17 protein-coding genes are annotated in these 20,490 nt (G+C 71.8%); 4 read left to right on the forward strand and 13 right to left on the reverse strand.

The window, feature by feature from the left end; translation table 11 throughout:
* Positions 1-4: 4 nt before the first annotated feature.
* Together ACWC5C_RS34250 and ACWC5C_RS34255 are read right to left on the reverse strand one after the other, a co-directional pair.
* Positions 5-1,255 (reverse strand): ATP-binding protein, encoded by a 1,251-nt coding sequence (locus ACWC5C_RS34250; protein WP_450881895.1) that lies wholly within the window; start codon positions 1,253-1,255, stop codon positions 5-7.
* Between the two features lie 22 nt (positions 1,256-1,277).
* On the reverse strand, positions 1,278-1,958 hold the full coding sequence (locus ACWC5C_RS34255; RefSeq protein WP_123101300.1) for a response regulator transcription factor: 681 nt from the start codon (positions 1,956-1,958) through the stop codon (positions 1,278-1,280).
* A gap of 295 nt (positions 1,959-2,253) precedes the next feature.
* Between ACWC5C_RS34255 and ACWC5C_RS34260 the strand changes: the two genes are divergently transcribed.
* A complete protein-coding gene (locus tag ACWC5C_RS34260) occupies positions 2,254-3,783 on the forward strand; it encodes a peptide MFS transporter (protein WP_450881898.1) in 1,530 nt (509 codons plus the stop codon).
* 87 nt (positions 3,784-3,870) lie between these two features.
* Here the strand turns inward: ACWC5C_RS34260 and dacB are convergent, their stop codons facing one another.
* The 7 genes from dacB to ACWC5C_RS34295 all read right to left on the reverse strand — a co-directional run bounded on the left by dacB (position 3,871) and on the right by ACWC5C_RS34295 (position 10,734).
* Positions 3,871-5,262: a D-alanyl-D-alanine carboxypeptidase/D-alanyl-D-alanine endopeptidase gene (gene dacB, locus ACWC5C_RS34265; protein WP_450881900.1), complete on the reverse strand. Its 1,392-nt coding sequence runs from the start codon at positions 5,260-5,262 to the stop codon at positions 3,871-3,873.
* Between the two features lie 139 nt (positions 5,263-5,401).
* Positions 5,402-6,757 carry a hypothetical protein gene (locus tag ACWC5C_RS34270; protein ID WP_450881902.1) on the reverse strand — a complete coding sequence of 452 codons (1,356 nt, stop codon included), beginning with the start codon at positions 6,755-6,757 and terminating at the stop codon, positions 5,402-5,404.
* Positions 6,758-6,771: 14 nt separating this feature from the next.
* Positions 6,772-7,791, reverse strand: coding sequence for a neocarzinostatin apoprotein domain-containing protein (locus ACWC5C_RS34275; RefSeq protein WP_450881904.1), 1,020 nt, complete (start codon positions 7,789-7,791; stop codon positions 6,772-6,774).
* The gene (locus tag ACWC5C_RS34280; RefSeq protein ID WP_450881906.1) at positions 7,788-8,681 is read right to left on the reverse strand and encodes a COG1470 family protein; all 894 of its coding nucleotides are present in this window, start codon (positions 8,679-8,681) and stop codon (positions 7,788-7,790) included. The genes ACWC5C_RS34275 and ACWC5C_RS34280 overlap by 4 nt, the downstream gene beginning before the upstream one ends.
* Before the next feature lie 7 nt (positions 8,682-8,688).
* A complete protein-coding gene (locus ACWC5C_RS34285; protein WP_450881908.1) occupies positions 8,689-9,486 on the reverse strand; it encodes an LPXTG cell wall anchor domain-containing protein in 798 nt (265 codons plus the stop codon).
* 186 nt (positions 9,487-9,672) lie between these two features.
* On the reverse strand, positions 9,673-10,182 hold the full coding sequence (locus ACWC5C_RS34290; protein WP_450881910.1) for an ATP-binding protein: 510 nt from the start codon (positions 10,180-10,182) through the stop codon (positions 9,673-9,675).
* A gap of 183 nt (positions 10,183-10,365) precedes the next feature.
* A complete protein-coding gene (locus tag ACWC5C_RS34295; RefSeq protein ID WP_009717368.1) occupies positions 10,366-10,734 on the reverse strand; it encodes an STAS domain-containing protein in 369 nt (122 codons plus the stop codon).
* 254 nt (positions 10,735-10,988) lie between these two features.
* Between ACWC5C_RS34295 and ACWC5C_RS34300 the strand changes: the two genes are divergently transcribed.
* Positions 10,989-11,951, forward strand: a complete 963-nt coding sequence (locus ACWC5C_RS34300) for an RNA polymerase sigma factor SigF (protein ID WP_450881912.1) — start codon at positions 10,989-10,991, stop codon at positions 11,949-11,951.
* 79 nt (positions 11,952-12,030) lie between these two features.
* Here the strand turns inward: ACWC5C_RS34300 and hutI are convergent, their stop codons facing one another.
* The 4 genes from hutI to hutU form a co-directional block, all read right to left on the reverse strand.
* Positions 12,031-13,227, reverse strand: a complete 1,197-nt coding sequence (gene hutI / locus ACWC5C_RS34305) for an imidazolonepropionase (RefSeq protein WP_450881914.1) — start codon at positions 13,225-13,227, stop codon at positions 12,031-12,033.
* A 110-nt stretch (positions 13,228-13,337) separates the two neighbouring features.
* Positions 13,338-14,720 (reverse strand): formimidoylglutamate deiminase, encoded by a 1,383-nt coding sequence (locus ACWC5C_RS34310; RefSeq protein ID WP_450881916.1) that lies wholly within the window; start codon positions 14,718-14,720, stop codon positions 13,338-13,340.
* A complete protein-coding gene (locus ACWC5C_RS34315) occupies positions 14,711-15,898 on the reverse strand; it encodes an allantoate amidohydrolase (RefSeq protein ID WP_450882011.1) in 1,188 nt (395 codons plus the stop codon). The genes ACWC5C_RS34310 and ACWC5C_RS34315 overlap by 10 nt, the downstream gene beginning before the upstream one ends.
* A 92-nt stretch (positions 15,899-15,990) precedes the next feature.
* Positions 15,991-17,652, reverse strand: a complete 1,662-nt coding sequence (gene hutU, locus ACWC5C_RS34320; protein ID WP_450881918.1) for a urocanate hydratase — start codon at positions 17,650-17,652, stop codon at positions 15,991-15,993.
* A 166-nt stretch (positions 17,653-17,818) separates the two neighbouring features.
* Here hutU and ACWC5C_RS34325 point away from each other — a divergent pair, with 166 nt between their 5' ends.
* Both ACWC5C_RS34325 and ACWC5C_RS34330 read left to right on the forward strand, forming a co-directional pair.
* On the forward strand, positions 17,819-18,844 hold the full coding sequence (locus tag ACWC5C_RS34325) for a zinc-binding dehydrogenase (RefSeq protein WP_450881920.1): 1,026 nt from the start codon (positions 17,819-17,821) through the stop codon (positions 18,842-18,844).
* A 202-nt stretch (positions 18,845-19,046) separates the two neighbouring features.
* On the forward strand, positions 19,047-20,411 hold the full coding sequence (locus ACWC5C_RS34330; protein ID WP_450881922.1) for a diaminopimelate decarboxylase: 1,365 nt from the start codon (positions 19,047-19,049) through the stop codon (positions 20,409-20,411).
* The last annotated feature ends 79 nt before the right edge of the window (positions 20,412-20,490 follow it).

Raw genomic sequence — 20,490 nt, forward strand, 5'->3', positions numbered from 1 at the left:
GGGATCAGAGGGGGCGGATGTCCTCCGCCACGCGGCTCAGGAAGAGCGCGAACACCGGCGGATGCGGCTGCAGCAGCTCCAGCCGACCCCCGTCCGCCTCCGCCAGATCGCGGGCGACCGCGAGGCCGAGCCCGGTGGAGTTCCGTCCGCTGACCGTCCGCTCGAAGACCCGCGCGCCGAGGTCGGCCGGGACGCCCGGCCCCTCGTCGGTGACCTCGACGACCGCCTGGTTGCCGGTGACCCGGGTGCGCAGCGCGACCGTGCCGTCGCCGTGCATCAGCGAGTTCTCGATGAGCGTCGCGAGCACCTGGGCGACCGCGCCCGGTGTGCCGACCGCCCGCAGCCCCTTCTTGCCGGACCGCACGATCGCGCGCCCCTCGCTGCGGGAGGCCGGGCGCCACTCCTCGATCTGCTGCTTGACGACCTCGTCCAGGTCGAAGGCGACGGCGGAGCCGCTGCGCGGGTCGCGCGAGTTCGTCAGCAGCCGCTGGACGACGTCGGTGAGCCGCTCGACCTGGCCCAGCGCGATCGACGCCTCCTCCTTCACCGTCTCCGGATCGTCGGTGAGCGTGATCTCCTCCAGCCGCATGGACAGCGCGGTCAGCGGCGTCCGCAGCTGGTGCGAGGCGTCGGCCGCCAGCCGCCGCTCGGCGGTGAGCATGCGGCCGATGCGCTCGGCGCTCGCGTCCAGCACATCGGCGACCCGGTCCAGCTCGGGCACCCCGTAGCGGCGGTGGCGCGGCCGGGGATCGCCGGAGCCCAGCCGCTCGGCGGTCTCGGCGAGGTCGGTGAGCGGCGCGGAGAGCCGGTGCGCCTGCCGTACGGCGAGGAAGACCGCGGCGAGGACCGCGAGCAGCGCCACCGCCAGGATGATCAGCATGGTGCGGCCGATCTCCCGGCTGACCGTCGTACGGGACGCCTCGACCCGTACCGTCTCGCCCTGCTCGCCGTGCTCCTCGGAGGAGATGACGCTGCCTTCGGGGCGCTCGCCGATCTCGACGTCCGGGTGGTCCGGGATCGTGATCAGGGCGTAGCGGCCGGGTTCGATCTGCTCGCGCAGCACCTTGTGGGTGACGCCCTCGCCGCCGAGCAGCCTGCTGTCCACGATGCTGACCAGCCGCACCGCGTCCGAGCTGACGCTCTCCTGGGCGCTGTTCTCGATGGTCCGGGTCTCGACGACGACCAGCGAGACGCCGAAGACGGCGATGACGACGAGCACCACGGCCAGCGTGGAGTTGATCAAGCGACGGCGCATGGCCCTACCGTCTCAGCCACCGTCAGCTTTTCTCGAACCTGAAGCCGACACCCCGGACGGTGGCGATGTAACGGGGGTTGGCGGCGTCGTCCCCGAGCTTCTTGCGGAGCCAGGAGATGTGCATGTCGAGCGTCTTGGTGGAGGACCACCAGGTGGTGTCCCACACCTCGCGCATCAGCTGATCGCGAGTGACCACCCGCCCGGCGTCCCGCACCAGGACCCGCAGCAGGTCGAACTCCTTCGCCGTCAGCTGCAGCTCCTCGTCGCCCATCCACGCGCGGTGGGACTCGACGTCGATGCGCACCCCGTGGGTGGCGGGCGCCTGCGCCTGGGTCTCGACGGCGCCTCGGCGCAGCAGGGCCCGGACGCGGGCGAGGAGTTCGGCGAGGCGGAACGGCTTGGTGACGTAGTCGTCGGCACCGGCGTCCAGGCCGACCACGGTGTCCACCTCGTCGGCGCGGGCGGTGAGCACCAGCACCGGGAAGCCATGGCCTTCGGTGCGCAGGCGGCGACAGACCTCCAGTCCGTCCATCCCGGGCAGGCCCAAGTCGAGGACGAGCAGATCGACGCCTCCTTGGAGACCGGCGTCGAGCGCGGTGGGTCCGTCCTCCCGCACCTCCACCTCGTACCCCTCACGGCGCAGGGCGCGGGCGAGGGGCTCCGAGATCGATGCGTCATCCTCGGCGAGCAAAACTCGGGTCATGAGGTGATGGTAGTCCGCTTGGGTTCAGGTACGGGGCGCGCAGGTGGTGACGCAGGGAGCACGATCGGTCGCGCACCCGATCCGTGATCTAAGTCTCACCCAGGAGTGTCAAGTGCGTGTCGTATGGTGAAACAACGTCTGTAGCACTCCTCTGGGACCTTTGGTGGGTTCGACGCGCCGAAGGTCTCTGTCATGCCCGGGTCCGGACATTGGAGTCGCCTCCCCCACGGGCGCTCTTCTACGCGTGTCGATACGCGCGGCGGTGCACCCCTGAGTTCTGTAAGGAACCCCCCACATGGCGTCCAGCATGTCGAAGGGCGCGACCGCGCAGGAGTCTCCTGCCAGCGGTGGCAAGACCTTCTTCGGCCACCCACGCGGCCTCGCCACGCTCTTCATGATCGAGATGTGGGAGCGCTTCAGCTTCTACGGCATGAGAGCCCTCCTCGTCCTCTACCTGATCTCCGGCGGCCCGGACGCCAAGGACGGCGGCCAGGGCGGCGGCCTCGGGATGACCGAGGGCAACGCGGTGGCCATCTACTCGGTCTACCTGGCCATGGTCTATCTGCTGGCCATGCCCGGCGGCTGGTTCGCCGACCGGCTCTGGGGTCCACGCAAGACCGTCGTGCTGGCGTCCGGGATCGTGATGGCCGGGCATCTGGCGCTCGCCATCCCGGGGGCGGCGAGCTTCTTCGTCGGCCTCGCCCTGGTCGCGCTCGGCTCCGGTCTGATCAAGGCCAACATCTCCACGATGGTCGGCCAGCTCTACGACGGACCGCAGGACCCGCGCCGCGACGGCGGCTTCACCATCTTCTACATCGGCATCAACCTCGGCGCCTTCGCCGCCCCGCTGGTGATCGGCACCGTCGGCCAGTCGTACAACTGGCACCTGGGCTTCGCGCTCGCGGCGCTCGGCATGGCGCTGGGCCTGGTGCAGTTCCTGATCGGCACCCGCCATCTGAGCCCCGAGAGCGACACCGTGCCGATGCCGCTGGCGGCCGAGGAGCGCCGGTCCTGGCTGCGCAAGGGCCTGATCTGGCTGGCCGTCACCGCCGTCTTCTACACCGGCGTGGTGGCCAGCGGCAGCTGGACGCTCAACTGGGCGCTGGTCCCGATCACCCTGCTCGGCCTGATCATCCCGATCGCGGTGCTGGTGCGGATCAAGCGGGACCGGGATCTGGACGAGGTCGAGCAGACCAAGGTCAGCGGCTACATCTGGTTCTTCGCGGCCGCCGCCGTGTTCTGGATGATCTTCGACCAGGGTGGCTCGACGATGTCCGCCTTCGCCGAGACCAAGACCGCGGACACGATCTTCGGGCTGGAGTTCCCGTCCTCGTGGTTCCAGTCGGTGAACCCGATGCTGATCATGGCGCTGGCCCCGGTCTTCGCGTGGCTGTGGCTGTGGCTCGCCCGGCGCGACCGGGAGCCGAACACCACGCTGAAGTTCGCGTTCGGCCTGGTCATGATCGGCGCCTCGTTCTTCGTCTTCGTGCTGCCGATGCAGATGGCCTCGGACGGTACGAAGGTCAGCCCGATGTGGCTGGTGTCGATCTACTTCATCCAGACCGTGGGCGAGCTGTGCGTCTCGCCGGTCGGCCTGTCGGTGACGACCAAGATGGCGCCCGCGAAGTACGCCAGCCAGCTGATGGGCGTGTGGTTCCTCGCCGTGACCGCCGGTGACTGCGTCACGGGGCTGCTGTCCATCGCCGGGGTCGACCTCAGCGGTCCGGGCGTCATCGCGATGGAGGCGAGCGCGGCGGCGCTCGCGGGCCTCGCGGTCTTCATGTACCGCAAGAAGGTCGTGGCGCTCATGGCCGACGTGCACTGACGTCAGACGTACGACGTAAACGAGGGCCCGGGGCTGTTCAGCCCCGGGCCCTCGTTTACGTCGTTACGTCGTTACGCCCAGCAGCCGCTACGCCCAGCAGCCGTTGACCGTGGCGGCCAGGCCGTCCATGGCGTCCGTGATCTCGGAGTTCTTGGCGGTGGAGTTGTTCTCCACGAAGGAGAAGACCTTCCAGCGGCCGTCCTTGCCCTGGGTCACCCCGCTCAGCGCGACCGCGCCGGTCAGGGTGCCGGTCTTCGCCCGCACCTTGTTGACGGCGCACTTGGAGTTCGGGTCGTCGAAACGGGCGTACTCCGGGCCGAGCGTGCTGCCCGCCTCACCGGCGACCGGCAGGCCTTCCAGGATCGGCCCGAGTACGTAGCGGTTACGGGGCTCGGTGGCGTTGTCCAGGATCGCCGCGATGGTGGCGGCCGGAATCCGGGTGGCGCGGGAGAGCCCGCTGCCGTCCTTCAGGACGACGTTGTCGAGCGGGATGCCGTACCGCTGGCCCAGCACCTGCCGGACGGCCTCCGTACCGCCTTCGAACGTGGCGGGCTGTCCCGCCTTGATGGCCGTCTTCCGCAGCAGCGTCTCGGCCATGTCGTTGTTGCTGGTCTTGAGCATCGTACGAACCAGCTCGGCCACCGTCGGCGACAGCTTCTGCGCCACCGGCACATCCCCGAGGGTCGCCTTCCCGCGCGTGACGTCGCCGTCGACCGTGACGCCCCGTTCGGCGAGCTTGGCCGCGAAGACCTTCCCGGCGTCCAGGGCGGTGTCCGCGGAGAGCTTGCCGTCGACCGACAGGGCGCGGACGGGGGAGATCTGGTCGTCGTAGTAGTCGGGCCGCCAGCCCTCGGCCATGGTCGGCTCCGGGAAGAGGCTGTCGTCGATGGCGACCTTGACGTTCGTCACGCCCGCCGCCTTGAGCCCGTCGACGGCCGTCCGCGCCATCTCGCCGAGGTCGGCGCTGCTCAGGGTGCGGTCGCCGTCGCCGACGAGGGTGAGGGTGCCGTTGCTGTAGACGACCTTGGTGGTGAAGCGGTGCTCGGGGCCCAGCTCGTTGAGAGCGGCGGTGGCGGTGGCGAGCTTGACGTTGGAGGCGGGCATCAGCGCGGTCGAGGCGTTGTGGCCCCAGATCACCTTGTCCGAGGCGGCGTCCAGCACCACGCCGCTGAGGGTGCCGTCCTTGGCCAGACTCGGGTTGTTGACGCGCTCGCCGAGGTTCGCGGCCATCGCGCTGTCGGCCTCGCTGAGCGGCGGCTCCGTCGTATCCGGGACGGTGGCGGCCGCGGCGGCGCTCTTGTCGGCGGCGAACGCCGACGGCCCGGCCAGCACGGCCCCGGCCACCGGTGCGGTCGCGGCGAGGACGAGGGCGCGGCGGGCGGCCGCGTTCATCGCCTTGGGCTTGCGGTGCCGGTGCCGCTGCCGCTCCGGCGCGTGGGGGGTGGAGGGGGTTTCGGGATCGGTGCGTACGGCGTCCATATGAAGTTCCTGAAAGTGCTATGGGGGAGCGATGGGCACAGGCTAGAGGCGGATGGCTAACGTCCCGCTAACGCGGCGTTTCGGGTCATGCTTTCGCCCCGCCGCACGGGGTGCGGCGGGGCGGAAGCGGTTGCTGGGTTCAGCGGGTGCCGCGCAGCTTGCGCCACGGGGTGAGGGTGAAGATCGCGCCGCCGAGCAGGATCGTCGTACCGGCGATCAGGCCGAGCGCGGTGAGGCCGCCTCGGTCGTCCGAGCCGGTCTCGGCGAGCCCGCCGCTGGTGCCGCTGGTGCCGCTGCCCGAGGTGCCCGTGCCACCGGAGGTGGTCGTGCCGCCCGAGGTGGTGGTGGAGCCCGAGGTGCCGCCGGGCTGCTGCGTGGTGTCCAGCTCCAGCGAGGCGCCGGGGTCCTTGGCGGGGGTGCAGGTGGTGGTCGTACCGAGCGCCTTGACCGTCAGCACGCCCGGGGTGAGCGTGGCTTTGCCGGTCGCGCCCGGCTTGTAGGTGCCGGTCAGGTCCGGGATCTCGATCGGGTCACCGGACTTGATGGGCCCCTTGTTGGTCGGGCCCTGCACCGTGACGCTGCCCTTGTCCGCGCCGCCGACCTTGACGGCCATCGACGGCTGGACCGAGTCCGCGGGGATGTCGGCCGGGCTGTCCATCACGGACTTCCCGAACTTCACGGTCAGGCCGAAGCTGCCGCCGTTCTTGGTGGCGTTGATCTGGACCGGGGAGGTCGCGGTCTTGTCGCCGATGGGCGTCTTGCAGGCGTACTGGACCTGCACCTCCTTGCCGGTGAACGAGTCGCCCTCACCGCCGCCGTTACCTGCGGTGGTGCCGGAGGTGGTTCCGGAGGTGGTACCGCTGGTGGTACCGGAAGTGGTGCCCGATGTGGTGCCCGATGTGGTGCCCGATGTGGTGCCCGATGTGGTGCCGGAGGTCGTTCCGCTGGTGGTGCCGCCCGCGCTGCCGCCCTCCGTCACCTTGATGGTGGCGGCCGCCTTCACGGTCTCCTTCGCCGCGCACTTGGTGTCGGTCTCCAGCGGCTTGCTGACGTTGATGTTGTACGCGCCCGGCGTCAGCGTGACCTCACCGGCCTTCGTCAGCTTCAGCTTGGCCTTCATGTCCGACAGCTTCATCGGACTGTCCTTGGGGATCGGCGGATTCTCCCGAGGTCCCTCCATGGCCAGTTCACCGCTCTGCGCGCCACCCACCGTGAGCGTGCCGGTGGGCAGCACGGTGTTCTCCTCCAGGTCGAGGATCGGCGGGTTCTTGGAGGCGGCCTGGACCGTCTTCCACACCACCTCGACCTCGTCGCCGACCTTCGCGGTCGCCGGAGCCTGCACGTCCACGGTCGTGGTGCCTTGCACCGGGGGCAGTCCGGAGATGGGCGGTGGCAGGCATTCCGTCTCGTACGAGACCTCGGCTGCGTACGCGGTGCTCGCGCCGAGCACCACGCCCGCACCGCCGAGCAGCAGTGCGACGGCGGCCGCACTCACTCTTCGTCGCGTCCTCACGTCGTTCCCTTCGGGTTCGGTCGGTTCTCCTCGGACGATGCGGACAGGTGGTGCGTCGGGGTCCCCGGCAGCGTGTCCGGGGTGAACCAGGGCAGGGCGGCCTCGGTGTCCTTCGCGGCCTTGGTGGGCTTCGCGGGCGGGGGTGTGCGCGGCCGTGCCTTGTCCACGACGGCCATGCCGATACGGAAGACCGCCGCCGGGACGACGACGCACAGCAGGATCCAGAAGAGGGTCACGCCCCAGGGCCGCCCCACGCCCCACGGCTGTTCGACGAGCACCTTGCGCCCGTACTTGAGCGACACCTGATAGTCGCCGTGCGCGCCCGCCGACAACTCGACGGGCAGCTTGACCTGCGCCTTCTGCCCCGGCTTGATGGTGCCCCGCCACTGCTGCTCCTCCCATTCGGGAGCGAAGACGCCGTGCGAGGTGCCCACCTGGAAGACCGGATCGCGGGCCGGGGTCGAGCCGAGATTGCCGACGGTGACGACGAGCCGCCGCTGCGGTGGCGCGCCGAACCAGGTCAGCAGCCCGCTCGAACCGTCGAGCCGCGCGGAGAGCACGCTGAGCCGTTCACCTCCGGTGCGCTGCTCGGGCAGGGGCGCTACGGGATGCCCGGCGACCTTGAACGCCACGTCCACGGCGGCGGCTTCGCCGGTCACGGTCGCGACATGGACGACACAGGGGCAGGGCTTGGGCGGTTCGGCGACCGGCAGCGTCCGGCGGAACGTGCCGTCCGCTGCGGTGGTGACCGCCCTGCCCTCGGCGTTGGCGCAGGAGTTGGTGCCGCCGATCATGTTCTGACCGCAGATGAGCAGGGTCAGCAGGGCGCGCGGCCGCCAGCCGGTGCCGCTCACGGTGACCGTGCCGCCCTTGCCCGCCTGCTCCCGGGACACCTTCGCGGCCGGGCCGTCGTCGGCCGCGAAGGCGGGTCCCGGGGAGGGCAGGACGAGGGCGAGCGCGGTGAGCCAGGCGGCCAGCAAGCCTGCGTAGCGACGGTGGCGCGTCCCGGCGTTCATGCGCTCACCACCCCTGGCTCGCCTGCTCGATTCCCGCCGCGTCTGCGTCTGCGGAACAGCCAGGTGCCGCCGCCCGCCGCGCCCAGCGCCGTGGCCGCCGAGGCGGCGAGCAGCCATCCGGGGGCGGCGGTGTAGGTGGCGGAGGCCGCCGCGTGCGCGCCGCCGCCCGCGGTGACGGTGAGCTTCACGTCCACCGCGTCGAGGGCGGGGGCGTCCGGCCAGCGCTCGGTGAGCCGCACCCGCTTGCCCGGCGGCACCTGGACGGGGAGGGTGCGGGCGTCCCGGCGCAGCACCGCGCCGAAGAGGCCGTCGGCGCGTACGGCCAGCCGTGGCGTCAGCTCGGTGTTGCCACGGTTGACGACCGCGTAGCGGATGGCCGCCCCGCCGCCGCCCCCGGTCCGTACGACCCGTACGTCCTCGACGGAGAGCGCGGACAGCGTGGCGCCGCTGATCCGCAGATGCGTCCGTACGGCGGTCCGGTGGCCGCCGCCCGTGACGACGAGCGTGCCGGAGCGGTCACCGGGCGCCGCGTCGGGCGGGACGGTGATGGTGAAGGGGACATCGGCGCGGGTGCGGGCCGGAACGCTGACCGTGCGCGCGGCGAACGCGATCCACGCTCCCCCGACCCCTTCGCCGCGGAGCCGGAGGGTGTGGGGGCGCTTGTCCTTGTTGGTGACCGAGAGCTTGTCGTGGAGGACGGTGCCGGGCCGTCCCTCCAGGTAGAAGTACGGCCGGTCGGCGGCGTCCGATGCGGTGCCCGCGCCGGGCGCGGGCGCCGCCGACCAGCCGAGTCCTGCGGCAGCGGCGGGTGCCGGGGGCGCGCCCAGCAGCACCGCGGCAACGGTGACGGCGGCGGCCGCGCGTAACGCGGCGCCGGTACGGGACGGCATCGCCGCCCTAGGGGGTGTTTCGCCGGCGGCGGGTCAGCCAGAGCGCCCCGGCGGCTCCGCTGAGGAGCACCGTTCCGCCGAGAGTGCCGAGCGCGATGGCGGAGTCGGCGGGTCCGGTCTGCGGCAGCTGGCCGCCGCCGGTGCTGCCGGTGCCGCCGGTACTGCTCGTACCGCCGGTGCCGCCCGTGCTGCCCGTACCGCCCGTGCTGTCCGTACCGCCGGTGCTGGTGCCGCCGCTGCCGCTCGTACCGCCGGTGGAATCGGAGCCGCCGCTGCCGCCCGGGGCGGTGACGTCGAGGGTCAGCGAGGGCTTGGGGTTGTTGCCCGGGGTACAGGTCGTGGTCGTACCCAGCGCTTTGATGGTCAGGACCCCGGCGGTGAAGGTGACCTTGCCGCTCTTCTTGGGGGTGTACGTGCCCGTCAGCGTGCTGATCTTGATGGGCGTATTGGCGGGGACGGCCTGGTCGTTGGCGGGACCCGACACCGAGACGGTGCCGGTCTCCGCGCCGCCCAGCTTGATGAGCGCGCTGGGATGCATGGCCCCCTTGCCCAGTTCCACGGGGCTGGAGGAGACGCCCTTCTCGAAGGACATCGTGAGCTTGTAGCCACCGCCGCTCGGAGTGCTCTTGATGTCGATCGGCGATACGGCGCTCTTGTCGCCGATCGGCGTCTTGCACTGGTAGTTGACGTCCACCGTGGCCGCGTGGGCGGCCGGAGCGGTGAGCAGTACCGCCGAACCGGCCACGGCCGCGGCCAACGTGAGGGCACCGCCACGGCCGGCCGCGCGGCGCTGGGGTTGGGACACCTGAGATCCCCTCTCGTCAAGCGCCGCAGCCGAATGTAACTGACGGCACATCAGATCGGGCGCCGACAGTACGCCGGGGACCTTGTCGAGGGAAGACACAGAGCACGCCGAATCGGCGTGGGGCTAGAGGGCGCTCAGCGCCCGGGCGGAGAGGGGCTGAGCGGAGAGGGGCCGGGGCCGCGCTCTTCAGGCGGGCGCAGCCAGCTCGGCCCATACGGTCTTGCCGGACCCCTCCGCGTTCCGCACGACCCCCCAGTCGAGGCACAGCCGCTGCACGATGAACATCCCGTGGCCGCCCGGACGCCCGGCGCGGTGCGGGGTGCGGGGTGCGGGCGTACCGGTGCCGAGGTCCACCACTTCGAGGCGGAGCACCTTCGCGTTGCAGCTGACCCGCAGCTCTTCGGGGCCGTCGGCGTGCAGACAGGCGTTGGTGACCAGCTCCGAGACGACGAGCAGCACATCCTCCGCGGCGGCCCGCTGATCGGCGGTCGCGGCCGGAAGCCAGCCCCAGTCACGCAGCGCCTCGCGCGTGAAATCCCGGGCGCGCGGCACGGCGCCGCTGGCTCCGATCAGATGGAGCCTGCGGAGCTGGCGGATCGGCCCAGGGGGAGGAGTGGCCGGTGGGGCAGCCGAAGCGGCAGGGCCGTCCGGATCCGGGCCGCGGTCGCCCGGCGGGTACGGCCGGGTGGTGCTCATCAGCGCTTCACCTCACCGATTCACCGATTCAGGGACAAGGGATACCTGATCTCTTCAACAGTTTCAGCCTGTCTCCTGCCCGGTCAAAGCGTGAGAACACCCACTTCTCCGGTAGGGCTCGTGTGACGCGGACAACGCCCCGATGACACCCTGCCGACACACCGGAATCAGGAGTGGCGGAGATCACTCGACAAGCGCTGCGTCAAGGGACTCGTGGACCGTGAAGACGGCCTCCGCGCCGGTGATCTCGAAGACGCGGGCAACGACCGGCTGCATCCCGGCCAGGTGGACCGCACCGCCCTCGGCCTCGGCCTTCAGGCGCGCGCCGAGCAGCACATTGAGCCCGGTGGAATCGCAGAACTCCAGATGTGAGCAATCCACCACCAGTCGCACGCGCCCCCCTTCCACGCACTGCTCCAGCGGCTCTCGCAGCACCTCGGCGGTGTGGTGATCCAACTCCCCCGTCGGTGTCACGACCGCGCTCGCCCCGTGGTGCCGAACCTCGACCTGGAGCCGGCCCTTGCTGGCGCTGCCGACCATCCCGCGGTCCATGTGCGCACCTCTTCTGGCGTCTCGTTGCTTTCGATTGCGCGCAACGAACCTTACGCCCTTGACCGGTCCTCCGGTAGCCGAACATTTCGCATAGTTCGGCAAATATGGACAACGTGGACTTGCCACGCACCACTGAATACGGGTAGGCGTAGGAGGAACACAATCGAACCCACGGCCCGGCTTTGGAGGCGCCGCTCACCGGAGCAGCACGTCATGGCATCGGCAGCCATATGCCGAGAACGACGGAGGAGACTATGTCACCCCAGCTCGACGACTCGCGTACCGACCCGTCTTGGAGTACCAGGGCCACCGTCTCGTCGACTCACGTACCCGAGGCTCACGTACCCGAACAGTTCGTCCCTGATGCGGATGCCCAGGCGCTCGCCGGATATTCCTACGACGAACTGACCGAATTGTCTGATCTGCCGGAGATACCGTCTTTTGAGACGGTGAGTCCGGTCGACGCGAGGGCCCTTTCGAAGACGCTCTTCGAGCGCGTCGAGGCGCTCGAAGAAGGCACCCACGAGTACGCCTACGTCCGAAACACCCTGGTCGAGCTGAACCTGGCCCTGGTCAAGTTCGCCGCCTCCCGCTTCCGCTCCCGCAGCGAGCCGATGGAGGACATCGTCCAGGTCGGCACCATAGGCCTCATCAAGGCCATCGACCGGTTCGAGCCGGGCCGTGGCGTCGAGTTCCCCACTTTCGCGATGCCGACCATCGTCGGCGAGATCAAGCGCTTCTTCCGGGACACGAGTTGGTCCGTGCGCGTCCCCAGGCGGCTGCAGGAGCTGCGGCTGGACCTGGCCAAGGCCGGTGACGAACTGGCCCAGCGGCTCGACCGCGCGCCGACCGTGACCGAGCTGGCCGCGCGCCTGGACATCACCACCGCCGAGGTCGTCGAGGGCATGGCCGCGAGCAACGCGTACACCGCCAGCTCGCTGGACGCCCAGCCGGAGGAGGACGACTCCGAAGGCGCGCTGGCGGACCGCATCGGGTACGAGGACCACGGGCTCGAAGGCATCGAGTACGTCGAGTCGCTGAAGCCGCTGATCGCCGATCTGCCCGCCCGTGACAAGCAGATCCTCTCCCTGCGCTTCGTCGCCAACATGACGCAGTCGGAGATCGGCGAGGAACTGGGCATCTCTCAGATGCACGTCTCCAGGCTGCTGTCGCGCACCCTCCGTCGGCTCCGCAAGGGACTGATGATCGAGGAGTAACGCTTCCGCAGACGGGTAAGGGCCCGCCCCCGCTTGCCGGGACGGGTCCTTATTCGTGCCCTCTTTCCTTGATGTCGTGTCAGACGAGGGTGCCCGCGCGCCAGACCGCCGAGACCAGCGGTACGCCGGGGCGGTAGGCGAGGTGGACGTGGGAGGGCGCGTCCAGCAGCGCGAGGTCGGCCCGGGCGCCGGGGGCGATCCGTCCCACGTCGTCGCGGCGCAGCGCCCGCGCGCCGCCCGCGGTGGCCGCCCAGACCGCCTCGTCCGGGGTCATCCCCATGTCCCGTACGGCCAGGGCGATACAGAACGGCATCGAGCTGGTGAAGGACGAGCCGGGGTTGCAGTCAGGCGACAGCGCGACCGTGGCGCCCGCGTCCAGCAGCCGTCGCGCGTCCGGGTAGGTCGAGCGGGTCGAGAACTCCGCACCGGGCAGCAGCGTGGCGACCGTGTCGCCCTGCCCCAGCGCGTCCACGTCGGCGTCGGTGAGATGGGTGCAGTGGTCGGCGGAGGCCGCGCCCAGCTCGACGGCGAGCTGCACACCCGGGCCGTACGAGAGCTGGTTGGCGTGGACGCGCGGGATGAGCCCGCGCTCCTTCCCCGCGGTGAGGACGGCGCGGGCCTGGTCGCCGTCGAAGGCGCCGCGCTCGCAGAAGACGTCGACCCAGCGGGCGTGCGGGGCGCACATGTCGAGCATCGGCCCGGTGACGAGGTCGACGTACGCGGCGGGGTCGTCGGCGAACTCGGGGGCGACGATGTGGGCGCCGAGGAAGGTCACCTCGTCGGTGTGGGCGGCGGCGATGGACAGCGCGCGGGCCTCGTCCTCCGAAGTGAGGCCGTAGCCGGACTTGATCTCCAGGGTGGTGGTGCCCTGGTGCAGGGCCTCCACCACATAGCGGGCGACGTTGGCGTTCAGCACGTTGTTCGAGGCGGCGCGGGTGGCGGCCACGGTGGTGCGGATGCCGCCCGCGCTGTAGGCCCGGCCGGACATCCGGGCGTTGAACTCCTGCGTGCGGTCGCCCGCGAAGACCAGGTGGGAGTGGGAGTCGACGAAGCCCGGGATGGCGGCCCGGCCCGCCGCGTCGACCCGGTTGTCAGTGGCGGGTGCTTTGCTTGTCTCACCAACCCAGGCGATGCGGTCACCGTCGATGACGACCGCGGCGTCCTGGATCAGGCCGAGGGGGCCTTCGCCGAGGGAGGGGTCGTTGGTGACGAGGCTGGAGATGTGGGTGAGGGCGGTCGTGGTGGGGGTCGCGGCCGTGTCCGTGGCGGTGGTCATGGTGGGGGCTTTCTCCTTCATCAACCGGCTCGGCCTGGTCGGCGTGGTCAATCTGGCCGGTGTCGCTGGCCTGGTCGGCCTGGTCGTCAGGCGTGTTGTCGGCCGTGGTGTCAGGCGTGCAGGGCCGCGATGGCCTCGGCCAGTGCTTCGGGCACGCGCGGGACGAGCTGGTGGGCCCCGTCCCGTACGACATGGCGGCCGCCGACCACGGTGTGCCGGACGTCCGCGCTGGTCGCCGCGAATATCGCCGTCTCGGCGCCCAGCCGGGGTGGCGGCCCCGCCGTACGAACCGAGTCCAGCGCGATCGTGGTGAGGTCGGCGAGCGCGCCCACCTCGATCCGGCCGGTGTCCGCGCCCCAGCCGAGCGCGGCGTGGCCGTCGGCGGTGGCGGCGCGCAGCAGCTGGGCGGCGGTCCAGTGGCCGCGGGTGCGGGTGTGCAGCCGCTCGTCCAGCTCCATGGCGCGGGCCTCTTCGAGGATGTCGATCACGGCGTGGCTGTCGCTGCCCAGGCTCAGCGGTGAGCCCGCGTGGCTGAGCTGGGCGGCCGGGCCGATGCCGTCGGCGAGGTCACGCTCGGTGGTCGGGCACATGCACACGCCGGTGGCCGACTGACCCAGCAGCCGGATGTCGCCGGGGGTGAGGTGGGTCGCGTGCACGGCGGTCGTGCGCGGGCCCAGTACCCCGTGGTCGGCGAGCAGCCGGGTGGGGGTGAAGCCGTGCGCCTCGACACAGGCGTCGTTCTCGGCGGTCTGCTCGGACAGGTGGAGGTGGAGCGGCGCCGCCTGCCCCTCGGCCCAGCCGGAGACGGTCGCCAGCTGATCGACGGGGACGGCCCGCACCGAGTGGATCGCGGCCCCGATCCGGGTGTTGCCGTCGCCCTTGAGCGCGGAGACCCGCTCGGCCCAGGCGTCCGCCGTGCCGTCCGAGAAGCGGAGCTGGTGCTGATTGGGCTCCGCCCCGAAACCGGAGGAGAGATAGCAGGTGTCGAGGAGGGTGATGCGGATACCGGCCTCGGTCGCGGCCGCGATCAGGGCCTCCCCCATGGCGTTGGGGTTGGCGTAGCGGCTGCCGCCGGGCGCGTGGTGGAGATAGTGGAACTCGCCGACGCAGGTGATGCCCGCCATGGCCATCTCGGCGTACACGGCGCGCGCGAGATCGAAGTAGCTGTCCGGGGTGAGCCGGTCGGCCACCTCGTACATCAGCGTGCGCCAGGTCCAGAACGAGTCCGGGGCGGCGCCGCCCGACGGGCGCGCCGAGGCGCCCGCCTGCACGATGCCGCGCAGGGCCCGGTGGAAGGCGTGGCTGTGGGCGTTGGCCAGCCCTGGGACGGTCAGCCCGCGCAGGGTGACGGACCCGGCCGGGTGCTGTGCGGGGCTCCCGGGCCGCACGGCCTTGATCCGCCCGTCCGTGGCCACCACGATGACCACGTCCGGCACCACCTGGCCGTCCAGCCAGGCGTACTCCGCCCAGTAGGTCTGCGCCGTCAGTGACACGCCAACCCCTCCAGTACCTGCGCGAGCGCGGCCACACCGGCGAGGCAGTCATCCTCGCCCGCCGTCTCCGCGGGTGAGTGCGAGACGCCGGTGGGGTTCCTTACAAACAGCATGGCGGTCGGAACCGACGCGGACAAAATGCCCGCGTCGTGTCCGGCCCCGGTGGGGAGGACCGGCACGCCGCCGAGCAGGCCCGACAGCTGGTCACGGAGGTCGTGGGCGAATTCCACGACGGGGGTGAAGGACTCCCGGGTAACGCGGACGTCCACCCCGTCGCGCTGCCCGCGCTCGACCGCCGCGCGCTCGATCTCGCCGACGACGGCGGCCAGGGTCTCCTCGTCGGGCGCCCGGGAGTCCAGCCAGCCGCGCACCAGGCTGGCGATCGCGTTCACCCCGTTGGGCTCGACGCCGACCTTGCCGAAGGTCGCCAGGGCTCCCGCGATACGGGCCTTCTTGCGGGCCGCGAGCACCGTGTTCGCGTACGTGAGCATGGGGTCACGGCGATCGTCGAGGCGGGTCGTCCCGGCGTGGTTGGCCTCGCCGTGGAAGTCGAACCGCCAGCGGCCGTGGGGCCAGATCGCGGACGCGACGCCGACGGGGTTTTCTGTGTCGTCCAGGGCTCGGCCCTGCTCGATGTGCAGCTCCACGAAGGCGCCGATGCGGGCCAGGCGCTCCGGGTCCGGGCCGATGGCCTCCGGGTCGTACCCGGCGCGCTCCATGGCCTGCGGCAGGGTGATCCCGTCCGCGTCCCGGAGGGTGTGCGCCCGGTCCTTGTCGAGCTGTCCTGCGGTGAGCCGGGAGCCTACGCAGGCCAGGCCGAAGCGGGCGCCCTCCTCGTCGCCGAAGTTCACGATGGCGAGGGGTTTGGTGGGTTTTGCGTTGCGGGCCCGTAGCTCGTCCAGGGCGGCGAAGGACGAGACGACGCCCAGGGGGCCGTCGAAGGCGCCGCCGTCGGGGACGGAGTCCAGGTGGGAGCCGGTGACCACGGCGTTTCCGGCTTCCGGGTCGCCTAGCCAGGCCCACTGGTTGCCGTTGCGGTCGAGTTCGTAGGTGAGGCCGCGGGTCTCTGCCTGGGCCTGGAACCAGGCCCTGCAGTCGGTGTCGGCGGCGGTCCAGGCGTAGCGGCGGTAGCCGTTCGTGGTGCCGTTGCGGCCGATGGGGGTCAGGTCGCGCCACATCTCGTGGAACGACGGGGTTTCAGGGGCGGGTGCGGGTGCGTGGGTGGGTTGTGCCCACCCGTTCCGCCCGGCGGAACTGTTGCCCACAACAGTCACTCCTCGGTCTCCCTCATGGGGATCCTGACGTCTCGCTCGGCGGCTACCTCGTCGGCGCGGTCGTAGCCTGCGTCTACGTGGCGGATCACGCCCATGCCCGGGTCGTTCGTCAGGACGCGGCGGATCTTCTCGCCCGCCAGCGGCGTGCCGTCGGCGACCGTCACCTGGCCCGCGTGGATCGAGCGGCCCATGCCGACGCCGCCGCCGTGGTGGATCGAGACCCAGGAGGCGCCCGAGGCGACGTTGACCATGGCGTTCAGCAGCGGCCAGTCGGCGATCGCGTCCGAGCCGTCGAGCATGGCCTCGGTCTCGCGGTACGGGGAGGCCACCGAGCCGCAGTCCAGGTGGTCGCGGCCGATGGCCAGCGGGGCGGCGAGCGTCCCGTCGGCGACCATCTCGTTGAACCGCTCCCCCGCCTTGTCGCGCTCGCCGTAGCCGAGCCAGCAGATGCGGGCGGGCAGGCCCTGGAAGTGGACCCGCTCCCCCGCCATCTTGATCCAGCGTGCGAGGGACTCGTTCTCCGGGAAGAGGTCGAGGAGCGCCTTGTCCGTGGCCGCGATGTCCTTCGGGTCGCCGGACAGCGCCGCCCAGCGGAACGGGCCCTTGCCCTCGCAGAACAGCGGCCGGATGTAGGCCGGGACGAAGCCGGGGAAGGCGAAGGCGCGCTCATAGCCCGCGAGCTGGGCCTCGCCGCGGATCGAGTTGCCGTAGTCGAAGACCTCGGCGCCCGCGTCCATGAAGCCGACCATGGCCTCCACGTGCCGGGCCATCGCCTCGCGCGCCCGCTGGGTGAAGTCGGCGGGCTTCTCGGCGGCGTACGAGGCCATCTCGTCGAAGTCGACCCCGATGGGCAGGTACGCGAGCGGGTCGTGGGCGCTGGTCTGGTCGGTGACGATGTCGATCGGCGCGTTCATCGCGAGCAGCTGCGGGACCAGCTCGGCCGCGTTCCCCAGGACGCCGATGGAGAGCGGGCGACGGGCGTCGCGCGCCTCGGTCGCCAGCTGGAGGGCGTGGTCCAGGCTGTCGGCGCGGACGTCCAGATAGCGGTGCTCGATGCGGCGCTCGATGGCGCGCGGGTCGCAGTCGATGCAGATCGCGACGCCGTCGTTCATGGTGACCGCGAGCGGCTGGGCACCGCCCATGCCGCCGAGACCGGCGGTGAGGGTGATCGTTCCTGCGAGCGTGCCGTTGAACTTCTTCTCCGCCACGGCCGCGAACGTCTCGTACGTGCCCTGGAGGATTCCCTGCGTGCCGATGTAGATCCACGAGCCCGCGGTCATCTGGCCGTACATGGTCAGGCCCAGCGCCTCCAGGCGGCGGAACTCCTCCCAGTTCGCCCAGTCGCCGACCAGGTTGGAGTTGGCGATCAGGACGCGTGGCGCCCATTCGTGGGTCTGCATCACGCCGACCGGACGGCCCGACTGGACGAGCATCGTCTCGTCCTGCTTCAGCGTGCGCAGCGTGCGGACCATGGCGTCGAACGAACGCCAGTCGCGGGCCGCCTTGCCGGTGCCGCCGTAGACGACGAGCTTGTCGGGATGCTCGGCGACCTCCGGGTCGAGGTTGTTCTGCAGCATCCGCAGGGCGGCCTCCTGCTGCCATCCCCGGGCGCTCAGCTCCGTACCTCGCGGGGCCCGTACGGGTCGCGGTCCTGACATGGGCCATGCCTCCCTGCCGTCGACTGGATCGAGTTATTCACATCTTGAATGCGATGAATATAGCTAGTCAATAGGGCGAGGGCGGCATACACCCGGGTGGTTCCACCGAGGGGCGTGCGCGGAGAGGCGTGCGCGGGGCGCGGGCGCCAGGACTTAGCGTCCTGCCGTGCCCCTGCCCCGTACGCATCGCGAGGTGCGCCTCGCCGCCCGGCCCCGGCCCCAAGCGCCGCTCACCACCGACCACTTCGAGGTCGTCCACGCCCCGCTGGCCACGCCCGGCCCCGGCCAGGTGCTGGTGCGGAACCGGCTGATGAGCGTCGCCGCCGCCATGCGCCCGCTCGCCTCGGCCGATCCCGGCGCGCTCGGCCTGCCGCAGCTGCGGAGCCGGGTCGGCGACGTCATGCGGGGCCCGGCGATCGGCGAGGTGATCAGCGCCGAGCCGGGCTCTGGCCTGGCCTGCGGTGCTCTCGTACAGCACCGCTGCGGCTGGCGCGAGTACGCCGTACTCGACGCGGCCGAGGCGCGGCCGCTCGACCCCGACGCCCTGCCCGACCCCGCCGCGTACCTCTCGCAGGGCTTCACCGCCTGGCTGGGCGTGGTGCGGGGCGCCGGGGTGCGGCGCGGCGACACAGTGTTCGTCACCGGGGCGGCGGGTGGCGTCGGCACCCTGGCCGGGCAGTTCGCGCGGCTCCACGGCGCCGCGCGGGTCATCGGCTCCACCAGCTCCCGAGCGAAGGCCGACCGGCTCATCGGGGAGCTGGGCTACGACGCGGCGGTGATCCGGGGCGCGGGCCCCATCGAGGAGCAGCTGCGGGCGGCGGCGCCGGACGGCATCGACGTCCTGTTCGACACCGTCGGCGGCGAGCAACTGCGCGCCGCCCTCGCCCTGGCCCGCCGCAGGGCGCGCTTCGCCATCGTCGGCGCGCTCGCCGCCCAGCTGTCCGACGACGCCCTCGCCACCACCCCGATCAGCACCCTCGCCCTCATCGCCCGCGGCGTCACGCTCCGAGGCATCAGCGGCTACGACCACCCGGACGCGCTGCCCGCGTACGTACGCGAATTCGGCCGCGCGCTGCGCGAGGGCGCCATCACCTACCCCCACACCCGCCTCCCCGGCCTCGACCAGGCCCCCCGCGCCCTGGTCGAGCTACTGGAGGGTCGCCATGTGGGGGCGGTGCTGGTGGAGCTGTGAGCGGGGTGCCCCGCCGCCGCGCTGGCCCCGGACCGGTGCGGGCAAACACAGCGGGCCATGCCCGCGCCCCGCCGCGGAGTCGAGCCGGGCCACCCGCCCTGGGGGCCGGGGCAGCCGGGTGGCCTGGCCCGGAACGGTGTGGGCAGGCGGGGGCGTGGTGGTGGCCTGGCACGCTTCGCGGGTCGGGTGGTTGGGTGAGGGCATGAGTGCGCATCTGGGTTCGGGGCCGGGCAGCGCCGTTGAGCGGCGGGAGCAGGCCGTGCGCGGCGCTGTCGAGCAGGGGCTGCTCGGGGACGGGCAGCCTGTCGTCGGGCTGCTCGACGTCACCGGCATCCGCGCCGCCGCCGCCGAGCTGCGGGCGGCGTTCGATGAGGTCGTGGCGCCCGGCACGCCCGTGCTGCACGCCTTCGCCGTGAAGGCCGCCGCGCTCGTGCCCGTCCTGCGGCTGCTGGCCGACGAGGGGCTGGGCTGCGAGGTGGCCAGCCCCGGGGAGCTGGCCCTCGCCCGGGCCGCCGGGGTGGGTCCCGACCGCATCGTCCTCGACTCGCCCGCCAAGACCCCCGCCGAACTGCGCGAAGCCCTCGACCTGGGCATCGCCCTCAACGCCGACAACCCGCAGGAGCTGGCCCGTCTCGACGCGCTCGTGGCGGGCGCGGGCCACCCCCGCTCCCCGCTCGGCCTGCGGGTCAACCCGCAGGTCGGCGGCGGCAGCATCGGCGCGCTCAGCACCGCCACGGCGACCTCCAAGTTCGGGGTCGCACTGCGCGACGTAGGGGCGCGCGACTGGGTCGTACGCGCCTTCGCCGAGCGCCCCTGGCTGACCCGGCTGCACGCCCACGTCGGCTCGCAGGGCTGCCCGCTGGAGCTGATGGCGGCGGGCGTCCAGGCCGCGTACGAACTCGCCGAGGAGATCAACGAGACCATCGGCCGCCGCCAGATCGACACCCTCGACATCGGCGGCGGCCTCCCCGTGAACTTCACGTCCGACGAGGTCACACCCAGCTACCGGGAGTACGCGCGGCTCCTCCGGGCCACCGTGCCGGGGCTCCTCGACGGGCGGTACGGGCTGGTCACTGAGTTCGGGCGGTCGCTCCTCGCCAAGTCGGGCGTGGTGCTGGCGCGCGTCGAGTACGCGAAGTCGGCGGGCGGGCGCCCGATCGCCGTGACGCACGCGGGCGCGCAGCTGGCCACCCGTACGGTCTTCGCCCCCTCCTCCTGGCCGCTGCGGGTCGCCGCGTACGACGCGGACGGCCACCCCAAGCGCACCGACCCCGGCGGGCCGGTCACCCAGGACATCGCGGGCCCGTGCTGCTTCGCGGGCGACCTGGTGGCCGAGAACCGGGCCCTGCCGGAGCTGGCGGCGGGCGACCTGGTGGGCCTGCTGGACACGGGGGCGTACTACTTCTCCAACCACTTCGCCTACAACAGCCTGCCGAGGCCGGGGGTGTACGGATACGTGGCCGGTGATCAGGCGGTCCGCTTCGCGGAGGTACGGAAGCCGCAGACGGTGGCGGAGATCGTGGCGGAGAGCGGAGGCGCGGAGGCCGAGGGCCTGACGGCCCTGTAGCCGGGTGGGTGCGCCTGGGTGCGTGGTGGGTGCCGGTGGCCCAGACCTCCGGCCCGACCCGGCCCCGTTGTGGGCAATC

Source organism: Streptomyces sp. NPDC001700 (genome assembly GCF_053596435.1).

Bases quoted from the DNA above. Each gene is read 5' to 3' on its own strand.
- ACWC5C_RS34250 (WP_450881895.1), bottom strand. From the start codon at position 1,255: ATGCGCCGTCGCTTGATCAACTCCACGCTGGCCGTGGTGCTCGTCGTC.
- hutU (WP_450881918.1), bottom strand. From the start codon at position 17,652: ATGTCAGGACCGCGACCCGTACGGGCCCCGCGAGGTACGGAGCTGAGC.
- ACWC5C_RS34295 (WP_009717368.1), bottom strand. From the start codon at position 10,734: ATGGACCGCGGGATGGTCGGCAGCGCCAGCAAGGGCCGGCTCCAGGTC.
- dacB (WP_450881900.1), bottom strand. From the start codon at position 5,262: ATGGACGCCGTACGCACCGATCCCGAAACCCCCTCCACCCCCCACGCG.
- ACWC5C_RS34315 (WP_450882011.1), bottom strand. From the start codon at position 15,898: ATGTGGCGCGACCTGACCCCCATCGGCCGCAACGGCACCACGAACGGC.
- ACWC5C_RS34330 (WP_450881922.1), top strand. From the start codon at position 19,047: ATGAGTGCGCATCTGGGTTCGGGGCCGGGCAGCGCCGTTGAGCGGCGG.
- ACWC5C_RS34260 (WP_450881898.1), top strand. From the start codon at position 2,254: ATGGCGTCCAGCATGTCGAAGGGCGCGACCGCGCAGGAGTCTCCTGCC.
- hutI (WP_450881914.1), bottom strand. From the start codon at position 13,227: ATGACCACCGCCACGGACACGGCCGCGACCCCCACCACGACCGCCCTC.
- ACWC5C_RS34290 (WP_450881910.1), bottom strand. From the start codon at position 10,182: ATGAGCACCACCCGGCCGTACCCGCCGGGCGACCGCGGCCCGGATCCG.
- ACWC5C_RS34275 (WP_450881904.1), bottom strand. From the start codon at position 7,791: ATGAACGCCGGGACGCGCCACCGTCGCTACGCAGGCTTGCTGGCCGCC.
- ACWC5C_RS34255 (WP_123101300.1), bottom strand. From the start codon at position 1,958: ATGACCCGAGTTTTGCTCGCCGAGGATGACGCATCGATCTCGGAGCCC.
- ACWC5C_RS34280 (WP_450881906.1), bottom strand. From the start codon at position 8,681: ATGCCGTCCCGTACCGGCGCCGCGTTACGCGCGGCCGCCGCCGTCACC.
- ACWC5C_RS34300 (WP_450881912.1), top strand. From the start codon at position 10,989: ATGTCACCCCAGCTCGACGACTCGCGTACCGACCCGTCTTGGAGTACC.